Source organism: Pseudomonas sp. AAC (genome assembly GCF_000725445.1).
Lineage (GTDB): Bacteria > Pseudomonadota > Gammaproteobacteria > Pseudomonadales > Pseudomonadaceae > Pseudomonas > Pseudomonas citronellolis.
In genome coordinates this window covers 815250-836365 of sequence record NZ_KL647095.1, presented here as the reverse complement: position 1 = coordinate 836365, position 21116 = coordinate 815250, and the positions used below count along the sequence as shown (strand labels likewise).

Below are 21116 nucleotides of genomic sequence, written 5' to 3'. Positions count from 1 at the left end.
AGCCGGCCCAGGATGGAACGAGGCATTTTAAAAGTGCTCACCATCTTCTTGCAGCCCACGAAGTGCTGTTGAGGCTTCACGCTGGTGACGCGCAGGCCGGCCGCTACAGATATCACGCAGCGGTTTCTATATTTGGCAACCGCCGCCTCCCTCGGCGAGGGGGATGACGAATCGGTGCCTGAGCAAAGAGACCCGCACCATTCACCATGAGGTGAATGGGATCTATGGCCATCGCCGCATTAAGCCTGATCTGGCAGCCATTGAGCATGTGCATGACAGCAGCGGGCCCTCGCCTGCTCCACAGAGCCGGACTGCACGTTCAGCGGCTGATTTCCAGCAGTCGCCACGCACAGCCGATTGCCCCGAATCACCAGGCTCGCCAGCTCGCCTTGGATCGTACCGATCAGCACTGGGTCTTGAACACGACCTATGCGTGAACGACCTAACGTTAGTTGTATCTGGCTGTCGCGCTTGGTCTCTAATCACGCGCCTAGGGGATCATGGAGACTAAAACTCTCAAGGGAACGATAAAGATCGCCCGCCCATGGAAATGAACTGCCCCCTTGGCCGCCAGAGAGAACTAGCAAGGCTGGTGGTTAGTGAAAATCCCAATGTAGTGACTCGCAATTGGCCGCTTGAACGCCCCGTCGACACCGGACGCCCAGCGATGTAGTACTGATCGAGTAAATCCGTCGGGCAGTCAGCGCGCCGTCCAGCTACAGCTATCACCAGGCTGGGGTCCTGCTGCGTCGACTGCATGAGCAATAGGTCAGCCCTAAAATGCAAAGCGGGCTCACCGCGTCATGCGTGACCACTATCTGTTGCTGGAACGGCAGCCCAAACAATTAGTGTGGCGACGATGCTAGCGACGTGAGGCTGGAAGCTGTCGAGCAACGCTTCAGCGGCGAACGACCTGCATCGCCGGCAATGGCTGAGCGATAACAGCTCGGTCTATGCGACTGAACAGACTTGGGCCCTTTGCCCGGCAGATCAGCCTCCCCCTTAACAACGCCGGCGTGCAGCCCTCAGAGCAATGGAATGGCAGAGTGTTTCGTGAAGATCATGAACTACCACTACATCCGCCATCTGCCCAAGCCCCCCAAACTCAATCGATCGCCCCCTGTGCAATCCGACCAACGCCTTCAAGCATTACAGTGAGGAGCATCCTCACAGAGCACTACTGCCCACCTCGAGGAGTTCAGGTCAAGCAGCCTAACAACGTTCGGAGATTCCTGAGCTACAGGGGCAACTGCACCAAATGATACTCCCGTGTCGTCAGCAGTCCCTGTTTAGCTCGTTCAACTGTTCGGGCTTAGGTCAGAGGGAAGACGGGAGGCAGCTTGGGCTCCTACTAGTGCTCGCGACACCGCGCGACCTGCAGCTTGCCTCTCGTCGCTCTCACCTTCGATCCTATCGAAAGTCGCAGACACAAGCGGGCCACGCCCACGAAGCGCAGGGCAACAGAGCCCGCTGCGCGCCCCCTCTCGCGCCGATCACGGCGGCGCACGCCCACGCCAATCAGCGTTCTTGCCGTGCTGGATGCCCGCTGGGTATGCTCCGCGCACCATACGGAGATAGCTGTACGCCATCACAGGCTGCCATTCAGGGAAGAGGCCATGAAGCATCTGTTTCGCTGGGCGATCTGGCTCGCTGTCGTCGTTGCGCTGGTACAGACGGCGCGCCATACGCTGGACATGCGCAGTTGGCCGAAACCCCAGGCCCGGGTCGTGCGCACGGAAGTGGAAGAGTCCATCGACGACACCCGCCCCAGGTCGCAGAGCGAGCGCGAACGCCAGCGGCAACGCCTGTACCCTCCGATGAAGTATGTGGCCATCGTCTACTACACCTTCGATGCCAACGGCATGCGCTGGACCGGTCATTCGCGCGGCAGCCGGTACAGCACCCGGGACAGCGCCATGGGCCAGGCCGCTGAGTTCCCGGCCGGGCGTACGGTTTCGGTGATCTACAACCCGAAGGACCCCAGCGACACCGACATGAAATTCTGGTGAACGGCCACCCGCCACCCCGTCCGGACGTCTGATATCTCCTACAAGGTCAAAGGGCATATACTCCTGCGCTTTCATCCAGGCGAGCCACGAGCGGCCATTCCGTGCCTGGCGACCATGCCCGCCCCCGCAGGCCCAGGACACCTCGTTCAGCCCATGACCGATACCGGCGTTGTCCCTACCATCCTCGTTGTCGACGACGAGTTGCGCTCTCGCGAAGCCCTTTCACGGGTGCTCGCCGACGAGTTCCAGGTGCTCCTTGCCGAATCGGCGGAGCAGGCACGCGAGCAGCTCGAACAGCACCCGGTGGCGGTGATCCTCTGCGACCAGCGCATGCCCGGCGTGCAGGGCATCGACTTCCTCAGGGAAGCCCGCGAGCGCTGGCCCGAAGTCGTGCGCATCGTGCTCTCCGGCTATACCGACTCCGAAGACATCATCGCCGGGGTCAACCAAGCCGGTATCTACCAGTACCTGCTCAAGCCCTGGCTGCCCGAGCACCTGCTCAGCACCGTGCGCAACGCCGTGGAGAGCCGCGCGCTGAACAACCATCTGCAGCGCCTGGACCTGGACCTGCGCGCCGCCACCCCGGTGCTGCGGCGGCGCAACCAGCAGGCGCTGGACAAGGTCCGCGAGGCCTTCGACTTCGCGCGCATCGTCCGCGCCCCGGGCAGCCCGCTGGATGCCCTGTGCGAACTGGCCGCACGGGTGGCGCGCTTCGACCTGGCGGTCCTGCTGCTGGGTGAATCGGGGACTGGCAAGGAGCTGCTGGCGCGCGCCATCCACTACGCCAGCCCGCGCGCCGGCAATGCCTTCATCATGGAAAACTGCGCCGCCCTGCCGGACTCGCTGCTCGAATCCGAGCTGTTCGGGCACAAGCGCGGCGCCTTCACCGGCGCGCACCAGGACCATATCGGCCTGATCCAGCGCGCCCATGGCGGCACGCTGTTCCTCGACGAGATCGGCGACACCTCGCCGGCCTTCCAGGTCAAGCTGCTGCGTGTGCTGCAGGAAGGCGAGCTGCGCCCGGTCGGCGCCACCACCGCGGTGCGCGTCGACGTGCGCGTGGTCGCCGCGACCCATCGTGACCTTGAAGCCGAGGTCCAGGCCGGGCGTTTCCGCAGCGACCTCTATTACCGCCTGGCCGGCGTCTCGCTGGCCCTGCCACCCTTGCGCGAACGCAGTGGCGACCTGCTGCCGATCGCCAGCAAACTGCTCGCCGATGCCAGCCAGGAACTCGACCTGCCCGGCCTGCGCTTCGCCAGCGATGCACTGGGCAGCCTGCTCGGCTACCCCTGGCCGGGCAACATCCGCGAACTGCGCAACGAAATCTACCGCGCGGCGGCCCTCTGTGATGGCCAGGAAGTCGGCGCCCGAGCGTTTTCCTGGAAAGTCCTGCAGGGCCAGGCACGCAGTGCACTGCCCAGCGCGGCACCTGGCGAGCGCCCGGCCGGCACCCTGCAGGAGCAGCTCGATGCCATCGAGGCCACGCTGCTGCGCGAGGCCCTGCTGCGCCATCGCTGGAACAAGACCCACACCGCGCGCGAGCTGGGCCTGTCGCGCGTCGGCCTGCGCCAGAAGCTGCGCCGCTTCGGCCTGGAGGAAACCCCATGAGCGCAATGTTCCGCGTGCTCTGGCTGCAGTCCGGTGGCTGCGGCGGCTGCAACATGTCACTGCTGTGCGCCGACACCCAGGACTTCGCCGGGCTCTGGCGCAGCGCCGGAATCGAACTGCTCTGGCACCCCTCGCTGTCGCTGGAAAGCGGCAATGAGGTGCTGACGATCCTCGACGACTGCCTGAGCGGGCGCACCCACCTGGATGCGCTGTGCATCGAAGGCGCGCTGCTGCGCGGGCCCAATGGCACCGGGCGCTTCCACGTCCTGGCCGGCACCGGCATCCCGATGATCGACTGGGTGCGGCGCCTGGCAGCCGTCGCCGACTACACGCTGGGCATCGGCACCTGCGCGGCCTACGGCGGGATCACTGCAGCCGGCAACAACCCCACCGACGCCTGCGGCCTGCAATACGACGGCGAGCGCCCCGGTGGCCTGCTCGGTGCCGACTACCGCTCGGCCCGTGGCCTGCCGGTGATCAACGTCGCCGGCTGCCCGACCCACCCCGGCTGGGTCACCGATACGCTGATGGCCCTGGCCGCCGGGCTGTTCGCCAACCAGGACCTGGACGCCCTCGGCCGCCCGCGCTTCTACGCCGATCAACTGGTCCACCACGGCTGTACGCGCAACGAGTTCTACGAGTACAAGGCCAGCGCAGTGAAGCCCTCGGACCTGGGCTGCATGATGGAAAACCTCGGCTGCAAGGGCACCCAGGCCCACGGCGACTGCAACAACCGCCTGTGGAACGGCGAAGGCTCGTGCACCCGCGGCGGCTACGCCTGCATCAACTGCACGGCGCCAGGCTTCGAGGAGCCGGGGCATGCCTTCCACCTCACGCCCAAGCGTGCCGGCATCCCCATCGGCCTGCCCACCGACATGCCCAAGGCCTGGTTCGTGGCCCTGGCCGCGCTGTCCAAGTCGGCCACCCCGGAGCGCGTGCGGCAGAACGCCACCGCCGACCATGCGCTGATCGCTCCGGCCATCCGCCCCACCTCGCGACGCTAGGGAGCCCCGCGCATGACCCGTCTACTGGTCGGCCCGTTCAACCGCGTCGAAGGCGACCTCGAAGTCCAGCTGGACATCGAGGACGGCCAGGTGCGCTCGGCCCAGGTCAACGCCACGATGTACCGCGGCTTCGAACAGATACTCCGCGAGCACGCCCCGCTCGATGCGCTGGTCTACGCGCCGCGCGTGTGCGGCATCTGTTCGGTGTCGCAGTCGGTCGCCGCGGCGCGGGCCCTGGCCGGGCTGGCCGGTATCCAGCCGCCGGCCAACGGGCTGCTGGCCATCAACCTGATGGCGGCGACGGAAAACCTCGCCGACCACCTGAGCCACTTCTACCTGTTCTTCATGCCCGACTTCGTTCGCCCGCTGTACGCCGAGCGCCCCTGGTACGCCGATGCCGTGGCCCGCTTCACCCCGCACAGCGGCAGCCAGCAACGTCTGGCCCTGGCCGCGCGCAAGCGCTGGCTGGACCTGATCGGCACCCTGGGCGGCAAGTGGCCGCATACCGGCTCGGTGCAGCCGGGCGGCTCCACCCGTGCCATCGATCCGGCCGAGCGCCTGCGCCTGCTGACGCGGGTGCGCGAGTTCCGCCAGTTCCTCGAAAGCGAACTGTTCGCCGCACCGCTGGCGCGCATCACCGGGCTGGCCAGCGAAGCGCAGCTCTGGGAGTGGTACGCCGAAGCACCGGAGCACGGCGACCTGCGCCGCTTCCTGCGCATCGTCCTGGATGCCGGGCTGGAACACCTGGGCCAGGGGCCGGGGCTGTACCTGTCCTATGGCGCCTACCCGCAACCCGATGGCCACAGCAGCTTCGCCCAGGGGCTGTGGGATGCGGCGCGAGCCGAGGTGCGCCCACTGGCCCTGGAGGGTATCCGCGAGGACGCCAGCCACGCCTGGCTGGACGACCATGGCGGGCCGCTGCACCCGGCCCACGGGCAGACCGAGCCGAACCTGGACAAGCCCGCCGCCTACACCTGGAACAAGGCCCCGCGGCTGGCCGGCGAGGTGCTCGAAACCGGCGCCCTGGCGCGCCAGCTGGTCAGCGCCCAACCGCTGCTGCGTGACGCCGTGGCGCGCTGTGGCGGCAGCGTCTATACCCGTCTGCTGGCCCGCCTGGTGGAACTGGCACGGGTTGTGCCACTGATGGAAGACTGGTTGCTGGCGCTGCGCCCCGGCGAGCCCTATTACCTGGATGCGCCATTGCCCGACGACGGCAGCGCGGTGGGCCTCACCGAGGCTGCTCGCGGTGCGCTCGGCCACTGGCTGCGCATCGAGCGCGGGCGCATCGCCAGCTACCAGATCATCGCGCCGACCACCTGGAACTTCTCGCCGCGCGACGCCCAGGGCCGCCCCGGTGCCCTCGAACGGGCCCTGGAAGGCGCCCCGGTGCGCCCCGGTGAGCAGACCCCGGTTGCGGTGCAACACATCGTGCGTTCGTTCGACCCCTGCATGGTCTGCACCGTGCACTGACCCGGAGTGATGCCATGCAACGCCTGACCATCTCCCTCGACGAGCGCCTGGCCGAGGCCCTCGACCAGCTCATCCGCGCCCAGGGCTATGGCAACCGCTCCGAGGCCCTGCGCGACATCCTGCGTCGGCACATCGAGCAGGAGCGCCTGCGCCAGGACGCCGACGCGCTGCACTGCGTGGCCAACCTGAGTTTCGTCTACGACCACCACGCGCGCACCCTGGCCGAGCGGGTCATGACCCTGCAGCACGAACACCATGACCTGACCATCGCCAGCCAGCACGTGCACCTGGACCACGACCACTGCCTGGAAAGCCTGATGCTCAAGGGCCCGGTGCAGCACGTGCAGGCCTTCGCCGAACGCCTGAGCGCCGAGCGCGGCGTGCGCCACGCCCGCCTCAACCTGATCCCGGTGGCGGCCGCCGAGGGCCAGCACAGCCACGCCCACCCGCACCTGCATCCCACGAGCTGACGCGATGGCCCGCAAACCGCCCGCACCGCCGCTGGACGAAGACGCCTGGCTGGAAGTCATCGGCAAGATGGACGAGGTCTACTCGCAACTGGTCCAGGACGAGATCGCCCTGGAACAGAAGAACACCGAGCTGGAGCAGTCGCAGCAGTTCATTGCCGGGCTGCTGGCGTCGATGTCCGACATTCTCCTGGCCTGCGATCCGCAAGGGCTGATCGAGGAAACCAACCACGCCCTGCGCGAGAGGGTCGGCGGCGACGAGCAGAGCCTGCGCGGCCGTCCGGTACACGCCCTGCTCGCCGACGCCAGCAGTGGCGAGCGCCTGCGCAGCCTGCTCGCCAGCCTGCGCCAGCCCGGCGCCAGCGCCAGCCTGGAGGTCGACTTCCGCGGTGCCGATGGCGAGCCGCTGCCGGTGGACCTCAGTTGCACCGTGCGCAGCGGCGCCCACGGGCGCTGCCTCGGCCACGTGCTGGTCGGCCGCCCGCTGGGCGAGCTGCAGCACGCCTACCGGCAACTGCACGAGGCCCACGAAGCGCTCAAGCGCACCCAGCAGCAGTTGCTGCACGCCGAAAAGATGGCCTCCCTCGGCCGTCTGGTGGCCGGCGTGGCGCATGAACTGAACAACCCGATCAGCTTCGTGCTGGCCAATGCCCATGTGCTGGGCGGCTATGGCCAGCGTCTGCAAGGCTACCTGCGCGCAGTACACGAAGAGCTGCCCGCCGAGCAGCGCGCGGCGCTGCGTCAGCAACTGCGCATCGACCCGTTGCTGGCCGACCTGCCGTCGCTGATCGACGGCACCCTGGAAGGCGCCCAGCGCACCGCCGATATCGTCAGCGCGCTCAAGCGCTTCTCCGCGATGGACCGTGGCCAGCCGGGCGAGGTATCGCTCAATGAGGTGATCGAGCGCGCCATCCACTGGATCACCCGGGGCACCGCCCCGGACCTGCGCGTGCACTGGCAGCCCGGCGCGGATGTGCGTGTGCACGCCAATGCCGGGCAGTTGCTGCAGGTACTCATGAACCTGATGCAGAACGCCTACGACGCCGCTCGCGCGGGCGGCAACGCCGCGCAACTGTGGATCGCCCTGAGCCACGCCTCGGGCTGGGCCGAGCTGGCCCTGCGCGACAACGGCCCGGGGATCGCCGAGGAACACCTGAGCCAGGTCTTCGAACCCTTCTTCAGCACCAAGCCGGTGGGCCAGGGTACCGGGCTCGGCCTGTCGATCAGCTACGGCATCGTCGAAGGCTGTGGCGGCACCCTGCAGGCCGGCAACCACCCCGATGGCGGTGCGCTGTTCCACCTGCGCCTGCCCGCCCTGGGCTGACGCGCGCAACGCAAAGCGCCTGACCAGTACGTCCAGCGTGCTGGCAAGCGCCTGACCAGCTGCAGCGCGCCCAGGCCCGCCGAGGCTGGCGGCAGCGGGTTGGCACAGGGCTTGTATGAAGTTTTTCGGTTTTTTCATACACCCCGCTGGAGTTTCCATGCCTCGCCCGGCTGCCCCCCGCCCACCGACACCCGCCCCCTATGGCCTGTTCATCGGCCTGATCGCCTGCAATGCCCTGGCCTGGCTCTGGGCCCTGCTGGCCTTCCACGACTACCCGCTGCTGCTCGGCAGCGCCGTGCTCGCCTACAGCTTCGGCCTGCGCCACGCGCTGGACGCCGACCATATCGCGGCTATCGACAACGCCACCCGCAAGCTGCTCCAGGAGGGCCAGCGCACCACCCATGTCGGCCTGTACTTCTCGCTCGGGCACAGCAGCGTGGTGATCATCGCCTCGGCGCTGATCGCGCTCAGCGCCCGCCGCCTGCAAGGCGCGCTGGAGGCCTTCCACGGCATCGGCGCACTGATCGGCACCTCGGTGTCGGCCGCCTTCCTGCTGCTGGTGGCGCTGATCAACCTGGTGATCCTGCGCTCGGTGTACCAGGCCTTCCGCCGGGTGCGCCGTGGCGAGCGGATCGGCGAGGCCGAGCTGCACGGCCTGCTGGCCGGCAGCGGACCGCTCGCGCGCCTGGCCCGGCCGCTGTTCGGGCTGATCCGCCGTGGCTGGCACCTCTACCCGCTGGGTCTGCTGTTCGGCCTGGGCTTCGACACCGCCACGGAAATCGGCCTGCTCGGCATCGCCGCCAGCCAGGCCGCCCAGCAGTTGCCGATGCTCTCGATCCTGGTGTTCCCGGCGCTCTTCACTGCCGGCATGGCGCTGGTCGACAGCGCCGACAGCGTGCTGATGACCGGCGCCTACCGCTGGGCCCAGGTGCGCCCGGCGCGCAAGCTCTACTACAACCTGACCATCACGTCGGCCTCGGTGCTGGTCGCGCTGCTGGTCGGCGGCCTGGAAGCGCTGAACCTGCTCGCCGGGCAACTCGGCCTGGAAGGCGGCCTGTGGGACGTGGTCGCCCGGCTCAACGAGCAGTTCGGCCTGATCGGCTACCTGATCGTCGCGCTGTTCGTCAGCACCTGGGCCCTGGCCTGGGTCGTCTACCGCTACAAAGGCTACGACCGCCTCGACCCGACGCCAGCCTGAGCCGGCACCGGTCAGCGGTTTTCCAGCACGCCCCTCGCACTGGAAACCTGCTGACCAGTTGCCGCCGAGCCAGCTGCCCCGGCCGCCTGTGCGGCCGGCGCAAAAGCCCCCGTGCCGGGGCCTGGCGGGCCTAGACCAAGGTCGAACACCGGCATGCGACGCAATGGCACAGGTCTTGTAATGACCCGGCATGCCCTTCGAATGCCCCACCGCATTGCTCCGCCCCGTCCGCCCGCCATCGCTTGCGCGGGCCGGCACCCCTTCCCGTGAGTCCACGACTGCGCCGGCCTACCCGTCCGCCGTGGTCGCCCCGTACGCCACGCCAGAAGCGCAGGCGCACGCCATTCGAAAGAGAAAGACAAGCCTGGCCGAGGAGAAATCAGGTGACCGAAACATTCTATGAGGTGATGCGCCGGCAAGGCATATCGCGGCGCAGCTTCGTCAAGTTCTGCTCGCTGACCGCCACGTCGCTGGGCCTGGGCCCGGCCTTCATGCCGAAGATCGCGTGGGCCATGGAGAACAAGCCGCGCACCCCGGTGCTCTGGCTGCATGGCCTGGAGTGCACCTGCTGCTCGGAGTCGTTCATCCGCTCCGCGCACCCGCTGGCCAAGGACGTGGTGCTGTCGATGATCTCGCTGGATTACGACGACACCCTGATGGCCTCCGCCGGGCACCAGGCCGAGGCCATCCTCGACGAGGTGATGACCAAGTACAAAGGCAATTACATCCTCGCGGTGGAAGGCAACCCGCCGCTGAACCAGGACGGCATGAGCTGCATCATCGGCGGCAAGCCGTTCATCGAGCAGCTCAAGCGCGTCTCGCGCGATGCCAAGGCGATCATTTCCTGGGGCTCCTGCGCCAGCTGGGGCTGCGTGCAGGCGGCCAAGCCCAACCCCACCCAGGCAGTGCCGATCCACAAGGTGATCACCGACAAGCCGATCATCAAGGTACCCGGCTGCCCGCCGATCGCCGAGGTGATGACCGGGGTCATCACCTACATGCTGACGTTCGACCGCATCCCCGAACTGGACCGCCAGGGGCGGCCGAAAATGTTCTACAGCCAGCGCATCCACGACAAGTGCTACCGCCGGCCGAACTTCGACGCCGGCCAGTTCGTCGAGGCCTGGGACGACGATTCGGCGCGCAAGGGCTACTGCCTGTACAAGGTCGGCTGCAAGGGCCCGACCACCTACAACGCCTGCTCCACCGTGCGCTGGAACGGTGGCACCAGCTTCCCGATCCAGTCCGGCCACGGCTGTATCGGCTGCTCCGAGGAAGGCTTCTGGGACAAGGGTTCGTTCTACCAGCACCTGACCGACATCAGCGCCTTCGGCGTGGAAGCCAATGCCGACCAGATCGGCCTGGCCGCCGCCGGCACCGTAGGCGCGGCCATTGCCGCGCACGCTGCGGTGACCGCCATCAAGCGGGCCGGCAGCGGCTCGGCACGCACCTCCACGCACGACGCCTGAACGCAGTACAGGAAGCCTGAAGCATGAGCAATTATTCGACCCAGGGGTTCGACCTGGACAACAGCGGCCGGCGCATCGTCGTCGACCCGGTGACCCGCATCGAGGGCCACATGCGCGTGGAGGTCAACCTCGACGCCAACAACGTGATCCGCAATGCGGTGTCCACCGGCACCATGTGGCGCGGCCTCGAAGTCATCCTCAAGGGCCGCGACCCGCGCGACGCCTGGGCCTTCGTCGAGCGCATCTGCGGTGTCTGCACCGGCTGCCATGCCCTGGCCTCGGTGCGCGCGGTGGAGGATGCGCTGGATATCCGCATTCCGCCCAACGCCCACCTGATCCGCGAAATGATGGCCAAGACCCTGCAGGTGCACGACCACGCGGTGCACTTCTACCACCTGCACGCGCTGGACTGGGTCGACGTGGTATCGGCCCTCAAGGCCGACCCCAAGGCCACCTCGGCCCTGCAGCAACTGGTTTCGCCGGCACATCCGAAGTCTTCGCCGGGCTACTTCCGCGACGTGCAGAACCGCCTGAAGAAATTCGTCGAGAGCGGCCAGCTCGGGCCGTTCATGAACGGCTACTGGGGCAACCCGGCCTACCAGTTGCCGCCGGAGGCCAACCTGATGGCCGTCACCCACTACCTCGAAGCCCTCGACCTGCAGAAGGAATGGGTGAAGATCCACACCATCTTCGGCGGCAAGAACCCGCACCCCAACTACCTGGTCGGCGGGGTGCCGTGCGCCATCAACCTCGATGGCGACCTCGCCGCCGGTGCACCACTGAACATGGAGCGCCTGAACTTCGTGCGGGCGCGCATCGACGAGGCGCTGGAGTTCTGCCGCAACGTCTACGTGCCCGACGTGCTGGCCATCGGCACCCTCTACAAGGACAAGGGCTGGCTGCACGGCGGCGGGCTGTCGGCGAGCAACGTGATGGACTACGGCACCTACGCCAAGGTCAACTACGACGAGCGCACCCACCAGTTGCCCGGTGGCGCCATCCTCAATGGCAACTGGGACGAAATCCACCCGGTGGACGTGCGCGACCCGGAACAGGTGCAGGAGTTCGTCACCCACTCCTGGTACCAGTACCCGGACAACGACAAGGGCCTGCACCCGTGGGACGGCATCACCGAGCCGCACTACGAGCTGGGCGCGCGGACCAAGGGCACGCGCACCGCCATCGAGGAAGTCGACGAAAGCGCCAAGTACTCCTGGGTCAAGTCACCACGCTGGCGCGGGCATGCCATGGAGGTCGGCCCGCTGGCCCGCTACATCCTCGGCTATGCCCATGCGCGTCAGGGCAACCCGCACTGCCAGCGCGTCCGGCAGCAGCTGGAAAGCTCGCTGCAGGCGGTCAACCTCGACCTGCCCAGGGCCCTGGGCCTGAACACCACCGACTACAGCGCCAGGCAACTGCTGCCCAGCACCATCGGCCGCACCCTGGCCCGCGCACTGGAAGCCGAGTACTGCGCCGAGATGATGGTCGACGACTGGAACGAGCTGATGGGCAACATCCGCAACGGTGACCGCGCCACCGCCAACGTCGACAAGTGGGACCCGAAGACCTGGCCCGCCGAGGCCAAGGGCGTGGGCAGCGTGGCCGCGCCGCGTGGCGCGCTGGGCCACTGGATACGCATCAAGGACGGGCGCATCGAGAACTACCAGTGCGTGGTGCCCAGCACCTGGAACGGCAGCCCGCGTGACAGCAAGGGGCAGATCGGCGCCTTCGAGGCGGCGCTGATGAACACCCCGGTCGCCGTCGCCGAGCAGCCGGTGGAAATCCTCCGCACGCTGCATTCCTTCGACCCCTGCATGGCCTGCGCGACCCACGTGATGAGCGAGGACGGCGCCGAACTGAGCACGGTCACGGTGCGCTGAAGCGGCCCGCAGCCAATCGCCGGGCGCCTGCGCGCGCCCGGCGCATCCGAGGTGACGACTATGTCTGAACATCCGGCCCGCGCCAGCGGGCATTCCGAATACGTCTACGAGGCGCCGGTGCGCCTGTGGCACTGGATCAACGCCGCGTGCATCGTCGTGCTGGCGATCACCGGCTACTTCATCGGCTCACCGCTGCCGACCCAGCCGGGCGAGGCCAGCGCCAACTTCCTCATGGGCTATATCCGCTTCGCCCACTTCGCCGCCGCCTACCTGTTCGCCGTGGGCCTGATCGGCCGCACCTACTGGGCGCTGGTCGGCAACCACCATGCCCGCGAGCTGTTCTGGGTGCCGCTGAGCCGGCGCGCCTACTGGCGCGAGTTCGCCGACTGGTTGCGCTACTACCTGTTCATCGGCCCGGTGCCGGCGCCGACCTTCGGCCACAACCCGCTGTCGCGCTTTGCCATGGTCTTCGTCTTCCTGCTCACCTCGCTGTTCATGCTGGTGACCGGCTTCGCCCTGTACGGCGAGGGCGCGCAGATGGGTTCCTGGCAGCAGCGCGCGTTCGGCTGGGTGCTGCCGCTGCTCGGCCAGTCGAACAACGTGCACATCCTCCACCACCTGGGCATGTGGCTGCTGATCCTGTTCATCCTGCTGCACGTGTATGCCGCCGTGCGCGAGGAAATCTGCGGCCGCCTGAGCCTGATCGGCAGCATCGTCTCCGGCTACAAGGCCTTCAAGAAATGAACGCGACCCTGCCTGACACCCCGCCGCGCATCACCGTGCTCGGCATCGGCAACCTGCTCTGGGCCGACGAAGGCTTCGGCGTGCGCTGCGTCGAGGCACTGCAGCAGCGCTACCAGTTCGCCGACCACGTGACCCTCATCGATGGCGGCACCCAGGGCCTGTACCTGATCCAGCACGTGCAGCAGGCCGACTACCTGCTGATCTTCGATGCGGTGGACTACAACATGGCCCCCGGCACGCTGAAATTCGTCGCCAACGACGACGTGCCGCGCTTTCTCGGGGTGAAGAAACTGAGCCTGCACCAGACCGGCTTCCAGGAAGTGCTGATGCTCGCCCAGCTCACTGGCCAGTACCCGCAGCGGGTGCTGCTGATGGGCTGCCAGCCGGAGTACATGGACGACTATGGCGGCAGCCTGCGGCCCTGCGTGAAGGCCGCCCTGGAACTGGCCCTGGAGGCTGCCCTTGAAGTCCTGCAGGACTGGGGCGGCGCGCCACGGCCGCGCACGCAGGCGCTGCCCGAGGACGAAGCGGTGACCCTGCTGCACCTGGAGCTGGCGCGCTACGAGCGCGAACGCCCCAGCGAAGAGGACGCCTGCCGGGTCGGCGACGAGCGCATCCTGGCGCGGCGCAACTGACATGTGCATCGGCCTGCCCATGCAGATACTCGCCACCCGCCCGGGCGCGGCACTGTGCATCGACCGCCATGCCCGCCAGCGCTGGATCGACACCGCGCTGGTCGGCGAATGCGCGCCCGGCGACTGGCTGCTGGTGTTCATCGACGCCGCCCGCGAGCACCTGGATGCCGCCCGCGCCGCGGAAATCGACGCCACCCTGGCCCTGCTCGACGCCGCCCTGAACGGCGAGGCACAGACTGACGCCGCGTTCGCCCTGCCCTCGGCCATGAGCGCCGAGCAACTGGCCGGGCTGCTCGGCCAACCCGTTTCCAAGGAGCCCGCATGAGCGAATCCGCCGCCTTCATAGCCCCCCTGCCCGCCCCCCCGGCAGTGCCGCCGCTGATCGCCCGCCTGGTCGAACAGCACGCCGCCAACTGGGTCGGGCTGGACACCCTCGACGCCTGGCTGCACGCGCCCGGCGAGGCCCTGCTGCTGCTCTGCGGCGACCCGCAACGCTACCCGGAATGCCTCGACGTGGCGGTCATCCTGCCGGAGCTGTGCCGGGCCCTGAGCACGCGTCACGCCTGCCACCTGCGCCTGGGCGTGGGCCGCCGCGACGACGAAGCGGCGCTGGCCGAGCGCTTCGCCCTGCGCCGCTGGCCGAGCATCATCTGGCTGCGCGACGGCCACTACGTGACCCAGATCGACGGCATGCGCGACTGGGACGCCTACCTGCACCTGGCCGGCGCCGCCCTGCAACAGCGCCAGGCGCTGATCCCGCTGCGCGCCGACGAGCCGCCGCGCGCCCCTGGAGGTTGCCAATGAACGGAGCCACACCCATGGACCCGCTGCTGTACATCCCCCTGACCGACATCGGCCCCGGCTCGCAACCCGAGGACGACGCGGTGCTGGAATACATCAGCATGCCCCAGGGCATGTACACCCATTCGCTGCCGGAACTGCCCGAGCCCGAAGTGCTGGATGCCGCGCCCGGTGCGCGGCAGATGCTCGGTGAAATCCTCCATATGCTGCGCAGCCGGCATGCCGGTGACTGCCCGCCGAGCCTCGACCTGCGGCGCTGCAGCGCGGCCGACCGGACGCTGCTCGACCAGTTGCTCGGCGAAGGCGAAGTGAGTGCGCGCATCGGTGCCGGGGTGCGTATCCAGGAATCGATCTTCGCCGGGGTGTGGCGGGTCTTCGGCGACGAGCATGACCATATCGACGTGGCCCCGGCGCCGGCCGTGCTGCACCGCGCGGCGCGCATCGACACCTGCGCGCGAGCCTTCGCCACGTGCCTGCCGCTGCCGGACGGGGTGATGAACGCCCCGGCCATCCTCACCGAACTGCAGGACCGCAGCGCGCGCTGGCAACCCGGCGACGCCGCCCATGTGCTCAACCTCAGCCTGCTGCCGCTCTCCGAACAGGATGTGCCGTTCCTCGATGCGCGCCTGGGCGAAGGCCCGGTGCTGGTGCTGGCGCGCGGCTACGGCAACTGCCGGATCAACAGCACCGAGGTGGCCAACTGCTGGCGGGTGCGCTACTTCAACTCGCAGGATGCGCTGATCCTCGACACCATCGAAGTCACCGACCTGCCCGAAGTGGTGCTCGCCGCCCCGGAAGACATCGCCGACTCGCTGGAACGTTTCGAAGACATCATCCAGTGGTTCGAAGGCGAATGCGCGCAGGTTCCGCGATGAGCGCGCGCGCAGGTTTCGAAGGCAGCTACCTGGGCGACCGCGCGCGCCTGGCCGACGACACACGCCTGGAATGCAAGATCTGCTGGTGGGTGTACGACCCGGCCGAGGGCGACCCGGTGTGGCAGATTCCTCCGGGCACACCTTTCGCCCAACTCCCCGAGCACTGGCGCTGCCCACACTGCGACGGCGAGGCCGAACAGTTCATGGTGCTCGATGACTGACCCGACCCCGCGCGCCGAGGCGCTGGCCCGGCGCTTCAGCGAGATCGCCGCGACACGCATGCGCGGCCTGCCGCTGCTCAACCCCGCGCTCGGCGTGGAAGCCGTCGGCTTCGCCGCGCAGAGCCTCGGCACAGAGGCCGGCAGCGGCCTGCTCGGGGTGCTCGTCACGCCCTGGTGCATGAACCTGATCTGGCTGCCCGACCCGGGCCAGCCCCGGCCACGCGAAGGCGAGTCGCGCGAATACCGCATCGGCGACCAGCAACTGGGCTTCATCGCCGCGCATGACGAGGTCTTCGGCGCCTACCAGAGCTGCTCGCTGTTCTCGCCGATGTTCGAATTCGCTGACCCGCAGAGCGCCCGCGACACCGCGCTCCAGGTGCTCGCCCTGCTGCGCCGCGGCACCCCGGCCGAAGGCCCGGCGCTGGGCCGCCGGCGCCTGCTGTTCGGCCACCTGCGCGAGGCCGCGCGATGAGCCTGGAGCAGGCGGTGTCGCGCCTGGCCGGGTCATTGCAGGTGCGCCCCGGCCAACGCCCGGCGCTTTCCGGTGGGCGGCCGCCGCTGGCTGGCCGGCTGCTGCGCGGGCAACCCTGGCAGGCCGCGGCGCAGCGCCTGCCGCTGCTCTACAGCCTGTGCGGGCAGGCCCACCGGCTCAGTGCCGAACTGGCCGTGCAGGCCGCGCGCCACGGCCACGCCGAAGCCAGCGAGGCGGCGCGCCAGGCGCTGCACGCCGAGGTGCGTCGGGAGCACCAGCGGCATATCGTGCTCGACTGGCCGCGCCTGCTGGCCAGCCCCGGCAATCACAGCGCCGCGCTCGGCGCCCACCTGGGCGAAGACCCGCGCGCCTGGTTCGGCGTATCGCCGCAGGCCTGGCTGCGCGCCTGGTACGACGACCCGCGCGGCGCCTTGCAGACCTTCAGCGACGGCCGCGAACACTGGCTGGCGCGCCTGCTCAGCGCGTGCCGCCAGCGCGCCGAAGCCCTGGCCCTGCCGCTGCGCGCCCTGCCCCTGGAAGCCGGCAGCCTGCGCAGCATCGCCCACGACCTGCAACGCCGCGAAGGCTTCGTGCGGCGCCCGGAACTGGCCGGGCAGCCCTGCGAAACCGGCGCCTGGACCCGCGCCCACGCGGCCTCGTCGCCGGTCTGCGACAACGCCTGGCTGCGCCTCGGGGCGCGCCTGGCCGACCTTGCCGAACTCAGCCTGGAACACCCGCGCCCGCTGGCCCTGGGCGCCCTGGCCATTGCCGAGGGCCAGGCCCTGGCCTGGTGCGAGACTGCGCGCGGCCTGCTGCTGCACCGCGTACACGTGGAAACCCATGGCCCGCAACCGCGCATCTGCGACTACCAGATACTGGCGCCCACCGAATGGAACCTGCATCCTCGCGGCGCACTGGCCCGTGCCCTGGAGGCACTGCCCTGCGACAGCTCGGCACGGCGCCAGGCCGAACTGCTGCTGGCGGTCTACGATCCGTGCCTGGCCTACCAGATCGAGGTCGGCGCGCCCGAGCGGCCCGCCCCTTCGGCAAGCGACTCAGGAGCCTATCCGCATGCATGAAGTCAGCCTGGCCGGCGGCATACTCGCCGCCGTCGAAGACGCCGCACGCCAGGACCCGTTCGTCCGCGTCAGCCGCCTGCGCCTGGAAGCCGGCCAGCTCGCCGGGGTGGAAGTCGAAGCCCTGCGCTTCGCCCTCCAGGCCATTGCCCCCGGCAGCCTGCTCGATGGCGCGCACATCGAGATCGAACAGCCCGACGGCCAGGCCTGGTGCCTGGATTGCGCCACCCACGTCGCCCTGCCGCAGCGCGGCGCTGCCTGCCCGCACTGCGGTGGCTTCTGGCTGCAGCCCACCGCCGGCACCGAACTGCGCATCCTCGACCTGCAGGTCGAGGACTACTGAATTCGCCACAGGAGAAACGCCATGTGCGTCGTCTGCGGCTGCTCCGGCGGCCCATCCCACTCCCACACTCCCGCAGCGCCCGACGCCGGCCTGAATGCCAGCGCCGACCTGCACTACGGGCAGGGCGCCGCCGGCGTCTCGCTGCCCGGCGTGAGCCAATCGCGCACCATTCGCCTGGAGCAGGACGTGCTCGGTGAGAACGACCGCCACGCCGCGCGCAACCGCCAGGACTTCGACAGCCATGGCGTGCTCGCACTCAACCTGGTCTCCAGCCCCGGCTCGGGCAAGACCACCCTGCTCTGCGCCACCCTGCAGGCCTTGCGCCAACGCCAGGCGCAGTTGCCGCTGGCAGTGATCGAAGGCGATCAGCAGACCAGCCACGACGCCGAACGTATCCGCGCCACCGGGGTGCCGGCGATCCAGGTCAATACCGGCAAGGGCTGCCACCTGGACGCGCGCATGGTCGCCGAGGCCTATGCCCGCCTGCCGCTGCACCATGCCGTGCACGCCCGTGGGCACGGCCATGGACAGCCGACCGCACGCCTGGCGCCACCGGCGGCGGGCAGCCGGCTCGGCACCCTGCGGCCGCTCACCGCGGCAGGGCCGGCCGGCATCCTGTTCATCGAAAACGTCGGCAACCTGGTCTGCCCGGCCCTGTGGGACCTCGGCGAGGCCGCCAAGGTGGCGATCCTCTCGGTCACCGAGGGCGAGGACAAGCCGCTGAAGTACCCGGACATGTTCGCCGCCGCCAGCCTCATGCTGCTGACCAAGACCGACCTGCTGCCGCACCTGGACTTCGACGTGCAGCGCTGCCTGGACTACGCCCACCGGGTCAACCCGCGGCTGCGCGTGATCCAGCTCAGCGCCCGCGATGGCAGCGGCATGCCGGCGTGGCTGGAATGGCTGCTCGACGGCCGGGCCCGGCACCCTGGCCAACCCGGCGAACACGTATCGCTGGGGTGCCGGCATGACTGAGCTGCACACGCAACGCCTGCCGCTCGCGGCGGTCTGGCCGCCGGTACTGGCCTGTGGGGCCTGGCTGAAGAACAGCGCCTGCCTGCTGCAGGGCGACCGGGTGCTCTGGTCGCCGGTGCATGGCGACCTTGGCGAGGCGGCCAACTGCCTGGCCCTGGAAGCCTCCGTGGAGCAACTGCTGGCGCACGCCGAAGCCCCGCCCCGGCTGATCGCCCACGACCTGCACCCGGACTTCCACAGCACCCGGCTGGCGCTCGACAGCGCCGCACGCCTGGGCATACCGGCACTGGCGGTGCAGCACCACCACGCGCACATCGCCGCCGTGCAGGCCGAGCACGGGCTGGCCGGGCCGGTGCTCGGCCTGGCCCTGGACGGGGTCGGCCTGGGCTGCGATGGCCAGGCCTGGGGCGGCGAACTGCTGCGCGTCGAGGCCTCCTCCTGGCGTCGCCTCGGCGCGCTGCGGGCGCTGCCGCTGCCCGGTGGCGACAGCGCCGCCCGCGAACCCTGGCGCCTGGTGGCCGCCAGCCTGCACCTGCTCGGCCGCGGCGAGGAGATCGAGGCACGGCTGGCCCCGCAGGTCGGCGCGCCGGCCGCCGCGACCGTGGCACGCATGCTCGAACGTCGGCTCAACTGCCCGCCCAGCAGCGGTGCCGGGCGCTGGTTCGATGCCGCCGCCGGAATCCTCGGCCTGAGCCTGCGCCAGGCCTTTGAAGCCGAAGCCGCCATTGCCCTGGAACGCGCGGCCAGCGACTACCTGGCCAGCCACCCGGCGCCAGCGCCCGAGGGCCTCTGGCAGGTCTGCGACAACGGCCGCCTGGACCTGCTGCCGCTGCTCGCGCGCCTGTTCGAACTGGCCGACCAGGGCCGCGCCGCCGAAGGCGCGGCGCTCTTCCACCTGGCGCTGGCCGCGGCACTGGCCGACTGGCTGGCACGCCAGGGGGGCGACCTGCCGGTGCTGCTCGGCGGCGGCTGCTTTGCCAACCGTCTGCTCAGCGCCCGGCTTGGCCAGCATCTGGCCGCCCAGGGGCGGCGTGTATTCACTGCGCAGAGCGTTTCCTGTGGCGACGCCGGGCTGGCCCTGGGCCAGGCCTGGGTCGCCGCGCACTGGGCTGCCCCGAGCGGCCACGCGGCGCTGCCGCTGGAGGATATTCCCGCATGTGCCTAGCCATCCCCGCCGAAGTGGTCGAGTTGCGCGACAACGACCAGGCCCTGGTCGACCTGGGCGGCATCCGCAAGGAAATCTCGCTGGCGCTGGTCAGCGGCGCACAGGTCGGCGACTACGTGATCGTGCATGTCGGTTACGCCCTCGGCCTGATCGACCCGGAGGAAGCCCGCCGCACCCTGGCAATGTTCAACGAACTGGGCCTGGCCCCGGCGCAGGACCTATGAAGTACATCGACGAATACCGCGATGGCGAACTGGCCCGACAGATCGCCGCACGCATCGCCCAAGCCGCCCGGCCGGAACGCGACTACCGCTTCATGGAGTTCTGCGGCGGGCACACCCATGCCATTTCCCGCTACGGTGTGAGCGACCTGCTGCCGGGCAACGTGCGCATGATCCACGGCCCCGGCTGCCCGGTCTGCGTGCTGCCGATCGGGCGCATCGACCTGGCCATCCGCCTGGCCCTGGAGCAGCGGGTGATCCTCTGCAGCTACGGCGATACCCTGCGCGTGCCGGCCTCCGACGGGCTCTCGCTGCTGCGCGCCAAGGCCCGCGGCGGCGACATCCGCATGATCTACTCCCCGCAGGATGCGCTGAAGATCGCCGAGGCCAACCCCACCCGCGAGGTGGTGTTCTTCGCCGTCGGTTTCGAAACCACTACCCCGCCCACCGCGCTGGTGATCCGCGAGGCGGCCCGGCGCGGGCTGGACAACTTCAGCGTGCTCTGCTGCCACGTGCTGACCCCGCCGGCCATCGCGCACATCCTCGACACCCCGGCCAGCGAGGCGGTGGCCCTGGACGGCTTCATCGGCCCGGCGCACGTCAGCGTGGTGATCGGTGCGGCGCCCTACGCCGAGTTCGCCCGGCGCTACCGCAAGCCCGTGGTGATCGCCGGCTTCGAACCGCTGGACGTGCTGCAGGCCATCCTCATGCTGGTGCAGCAGGTCAACGACGGGCGCGCCGAGGTGCAGAACGAATTCATCCGCGCCGTCAGCGAGGCCGGCAGCCGGCCCATGCAGGCGCTCATGGAAGAAGTCTTCGAGCTGCGCGAGAGCTTCGAGTGGCGCGGCCTGGGCGAGATGCCGGCCAGCGCCCGGCGCATCCGCCCGGCCTTTGCCCGGCACGACGCCGAAGCGCGCTTCGCCCTGCACTACCAGTCGGTGCCCGACCACAAGGCCTGCGAATGCGGGCCGATCCTGCGCGGGCAGAAGCGGCCCATCGACTGCCGCCTGTTCGGCAGCGTCTGCACCCCGGAAAACCCGGTCGGCTCGTGCATGGTCTCCAACGAGGGCGCTTGTGCAGCGCACTACGCCTACGGGCGCTACAAGGACATCGAGGTACACGCCGTATGAACGCTCGCGCCCCTGTCAAACGCGGCTAT

The 21116-nt window shown here is 69.1% G+C and carries 22 protein-coding genes; all 22 read left to right on the top strand.

From position 1 onward, the window contains the following. Window positions 1-1616 precede the first annotated feature (1616 nt). The 22 genes from FG99_RS09225 to hypD all read left to right on the top strand — a co-directional run bounded on the left by FG99_RS09225 (window position 1617) and on the right by hypD (window position 21087). Complete coding sequence (locus FG99_RS09225; protein WP_023105860.1) at window positions 1617-2009, top strand: DUF3592 domain-containing protein; 393 nt, start codon at window positions 1617-1619, stop codon at window positions 2007-2009. Window positions 2010-2162: 153 nt separating this feature from the next. Further along, window positions 2163-3617, top strand: coding sequence for a sigma-54-dependent transcriptional regulator (locus FG99_RS09220; RefSeq protein ID WP_023105859.1), 1455 nt, complete (start codon window positions 2163-2165; stop codon window positions 3615-3617). After that, a complete protein-coding gene (locus FG99_RS09215; protein ID WP_023105858.1) occupies window positions 3614-4621 on the top strand; it encodes an NADH-quinone oxidoreductase subunit B family protein in 1008 nt (335 codons plus the stop codon). Before FG99_RS09220 ends, FG99_RS09215 begins: the two co-directional genes overlap by 4 nt. Before the next feature lie 12 nt (window positions 4622-4633). Beyond that, window positions 4634-6091 (top strand): nickel-dependent hydrogenase large subunit, encoded by a 1458-nt coding sequence (locus tag FG99_RS09210; RefSeq protein ID WP_043268951.1) that lies wholly within the window; start codon window positions 4634-4636, stop codon window positions 6089-6091. Window positions 6092-6105: 14 nt separating this feature from the next. Further along, window positions 6106-6561, top strand: a complete 456-nt coding sequence (gene nikR / locus FG99_RS09205) for a nickel-responsive transcriptional regulator NikR (RefSeq protein ID WP_023105856.1) — start codon at window positions 6106-6108, stop codon at window positions 6559-6561. 4 nt (window positions 6562-6565) lie between these two features. Next, complete coding sequence (locus tag FG99_RS09200; protein WP_034077747.1) at window positions 6566-7882, top strand: sensor histidine kinase; 1317 nt, start codon at window positions 6566-6568, stop codon at window positions 7880-7882. Between the two features lie 157 nt (window positions 7883-8039). Further along, a complete protein-coding gene (locus tag FG99_RS09195; protein ID WP_023105854.1) occupies window positions 8040-9080 on the top strand; it encodes a HoxN/HupN/NixA family nickel/cobalt transporter in 1041 nt (346 codons plus the stop codon). 383 nt (window positions 9081-9463) lie between these two features. Continuing rightward, window positions 9464-10549 carry a hydrogenase small subunit gene (locus FG99_RS09190; RefSeq protein ID WP_081884599.1) on the top strand — a complete coding sequence of 362 codons (1086 nt, stop codon included), beginning with the start codon at window positions 9464-9466 and terminating at the stop codon, window positions 10547-10549. Between the two features lie 23 nt (window positions 10550-10572). After that, a complete protein-coding gene (locus tag FG99_RS09185; RefSeq protein WP_023105852.1) occupies window positions 10573-12429 on the top strand; it encodes a nickel-dependent hydrogenase large subunit in 1857 nt (618 codons plus the stop codon). Window positions 12430-12489: 60 nt separating this feature from the next. Continuing rightward, window positions 12490-13173: a Ni/Fe-hydrogenase, b-type cytochrome subunit gene (cybH, locus tag FG99_RS09180; protein ID WP_023105851.1), complete on the top strand. Its 684-nt coding sequence runs from the start codon at window positions 12490-12492 to the stop codon at window positions 13171-13173. Further along, window positions 13170-13808, top strand: coding sequence for a HyaD/HybD family hydrogenase maturation endopeptidase (locus FG99_RS09175; protein ID WP_023105850.1), 639 nt, complete (start codon window positions 13170-13172; stop codon window positions 13806-13808). The genes cybH and FG99_RS09175 overlap by 4 nt, the downstream gene beginning before the upstream one ends. Before the next feature lies 1 nt (window position 13809). Then, on the top strand, window positions 13810-14133 hold the full coding sequence (gene hypC, locus FG99_RS09170; RefSeq protein ID WP_023105849.1) for a HypC/HybG/HupF family hydrogenase formation chaperone: 324 nt from the start codon (window positions 13810-13812) through the stop codon (window positions 14131-14133). After that, window positions 14130-14612, top strand: coding sequence for a thioredoxin domain-containing protein (locus FG99_RS09165; protein ID WP_023105848.1), 483 nt, complete (start codon window positions 14130-14132; stop codon window positions 14610-14612). The genes hypC and FG99_RS09165 overlap by 4 nt, the downstream gene beginning before the upstream one ends. Window positions 14613-14626: 14 nt before the next feature. Continuing rightward, window positions 14627-15484, top strand: a complete 858-nt coding sequence (locus tag FG99_RS09160) for a hydrogenase expression/formation protein (RefSeq protein ID WP_023105847.1) — start codon at window positions 14627-14629, stop codon at window positions 15482-15484. Further along, window positions 15481-15705, top strand: coding sequence for a rubredoxin (locus tag FG99_RS09155; protein WP_023105846.1), 225 nt, complete (start codon window positions 15481-15483; stop codon window positions 15703-15705). Before FG99_RS09160 ends, FG99_RS09155 begins: the two co-directional genes overlap by 4 nt. After that, window positions 15698-16177, top strand: coding sequence for a [NiFe]-hydrogenase assembly chaperone HybE (hybE, locus tag FG99_RS09150; protein WP_023105845.1), 480 nt, complete (start codon window positions 15698-15700; stop codon window positions 16175-16177). The genes FG99_RS09155 and hybE overlap by 8 nt, the downstream gene beginning before the upstream one ends. Beyond that, the gene (locus tag FG99_RS09145) at window positions 16174-17256 is read left to right on the top strand and encodes a hypothetical protein (RefSeq protein ID WP_043268948.1); all 1083 of its coding nucleotides are present in this window, start codon (window positions 16174-16176) and stop codon (window positions 17254-17256) included. The genes hybE and FG99_RS09145 overlap by 4 nt, the downstream gene beginning before the upstream one ends. Continuing rightward, window positions 17249-17596, top strand: coding sequence for a hydrogenase maturation nickel metallochaperone HypA/HybF (locus FG99_RS09140; RefSeq protein ID WP_023105843.1), 348 nt, complete (start codon window positions 17249-17251; stop codon window positions 17594-17596). The genes FG99_RS09145 and FG99_RS09140 overlap by 8 nt, the downstream gene beginning before the upstream one ends. A gap of 21 nt (window positions 17597-17617) precedes the next feature. Next, window positions 17618-18571 (top strand): hydrogenase nickel incorporation protein HypB, encoded by a 954-nt coding sequence (gene hypB, locus FG99_RS09135; protein WP_051878648.1) that lies wholly within the window; start codon window positions 17618-17620, stop codon window positions 18569-18571. Further along, entirely contained in the window at window positions 18564-19736 is a 1173-nt protein-coding gene (locus FG99_RS09130; protein WP_051878645.1) for a Kae1-like domain-containing protein, read from the top strand. The genes hypB and FG99_RS09130 overlap by 8 nt, the downstream gene beginning before the upstream one ends. Next, window positions 19727-19960, top strand: a complete 234-nt coding sequence (locus FG99_RS09125; RefSeq protein WP_031630801.1) for a HypC/HybG/HupF family hydrogenase formation chaperone — start codon at window positions 19727-19729, stop codon at window positions 19958-19960. The genes FG99_RS09130 and FG99_RS09125 overlap by 10 nt, the downstream gene beginning before the upstream one ends. Further along, window positions 19957-21087 carry a hydrogenase formation protein HypD gene (gene hypD / locus FG99_RS09120; RefSeq protein ID WP_023105839.1) on the top strand — a complete coding sequence of 377 codons (1131 nt, stop codon included), beginning with the start codon at window positions 19957-19959 and terminating at the stop codon, window positions 21085-21087. Before FG99_RS09125 ends, hypD begins: the two co-directional genes overlap by 4 nt. Window positions 21088-21116: the final 29 nt, after the last annotated feature.

What these genes read in the sequence shown, in the direction of transcription:
- nikR (WP_023105856.1), top strand. Translation starts at nt 6,106, where the DNA reads ATGCAACGCCTGACCATCTCCCTCGACGAGCGCCTGGCCGAGGCCCTC.
- hypB (WP_051878648.1), top strand. Translation starts at nt 17,618, where the DNA reads ATGTGCGTCGTCTGCGGCTGCTCCGGCGGCCCATCCCACTCCCACACT.
- FG99_RS09210 (WP_043268951.1), top strand. Translation starts at nt 4,634, where the DNA reads ATGACCCGTCTACTGGTCGGCCCGTTCAACCGCGTCGAAGGCGACCTC.
- hybE (WP_023105845.1), top strand. Translation starts at nt 15,698, where the DNA reads ATGACTGACCCGACCCCGCGCGCCGAGGCGCTGGCCCGGCGCTTCAGC.
- FG99_RS09165 (WP_023105848.1), top strand. Translation starts at nt 14,130, where the DNA reads ATGAGCGAATCCGCCGCCTTCATAGCCCCCCTGCCCGCCCCCCCGGCA.
- cybH (WP_023105851.1), top strand. Translation starts at nt 12,490, where the DNA reads ATGTCTGAACATCCGGCCCGCGCCAGCGGGCATTCCGAATACGTCTAC.
- FG99_RS09125 (WP_031630801.1), top strand. Translation starts at nt 19,727, where the DNA reads ATGTGCCTAGCCATCCCCGCCGAAGTGGTCGAGTTGCGCGACAACGAC.
- FG99_RS09130 (WP_051878645.1), top strand. Translation starts at nt 18,564, where the DNA reads ATGACTGAGCTGCACACGCAACGCCTGCCGCTCGCGGCGGTCTGGCCG.
- FG99_RS09145 (WP_043268948.1), top strand. Translation starts at nt 16,174, where the DNA reads ATGAGCCTGGAGCAGGCGGTGTCGCGCCTGGCCGGGTCATTGCAGGTG.
- FG99_RS09200 (WP_034077747.1), top strand. Translation starts at nt 6,566, where the DNA reads ATGGCCCGCAAACCGCCCGCACCGCCGCTGGACGAAGACGCCTGGCTG.
- FG99_RS09175 (WP_023105850.1), top strand. Translation starts at nt 13,170, where the DNA reads ATGAACGCGACCCTGCCTGACACCCCGCCGCGCATCACCGTGCTCGGC.
- FG99_RS09220 (WP_023105859.1), top strand. Translation starts at nt 2,163, where the DNA reads ATGACCGATACCGGCGTTGTCCCTACCATCCTCGTTGTCGACGACGAG.
- FG99_RS09155 (WP_023105846.1), top strand. Translation starts at nt 15,481, where the DNA reads ATGAGCGCGCGCGCAGGTTTCGAAGGCAGCTACCTGGGCGACCGCGCG.
- FG99_RS09140 (WP_023105843.1), top strand. Translation starts at nt 17,249, where the DNA reads ATGCATGAAGTCAGCCTGGCCGGCGGCATACTCGCCGCCGTCGAAGAC.
- FG99_RS09215 (WP_023105858.1), top strand. Translation starts at nt 3,614, where the DNA reads ATGAGCGCAATGTTCCGCGTGCTCTGGCTGCAGTCCGGTGGCTGCGGC.
- FG99_RS09225 (WP_023105860.1), top strand. Translation starts at nt 1,617, where the DNA reads ATGAAGCATCTGTTTCGCTGGGCGATCTGGCTCGCTGTCGTCGTTGCG.
- hypD (WP_023105839.1), top strand. Translation starts at nt 19,957, where the DNA reads ATGAAGTACATCGACGAATACCGCGATGGCGAACTGGCCCGACAGATC.
- FG99_RS09160 (WP_023105847.1), top strand. Translation starts at nt 14,627, where the DNA reads ATGGACCCGCTGCTGTACATCCCCCTGACCGACATCGGCCCCGGCTCG.
- hypC (WP_023105849.1), top strand. Translation starts at nt 13,810, where the DNA reads ATGTGCATCGGCCTGCCCATGCAGATACTCGCCACCCGCCCGGGCGCG.
- FG99_RS09185 (WP_023105852.1), top strand. Translation starts at nt 10,573, where the DNA reads ATGAGCAATTATTCGACCCAGGGGTTCGACCTGGACAACAGCGGCCGG.
- FG99_RS09195 (WP_023105854.1), top strand. Translation starts at nt 8,040, where the DNA reads ATGCCTCGCCCGGCTGCCCCCCGCCCACCGACACCCGCCCCCTATGGC.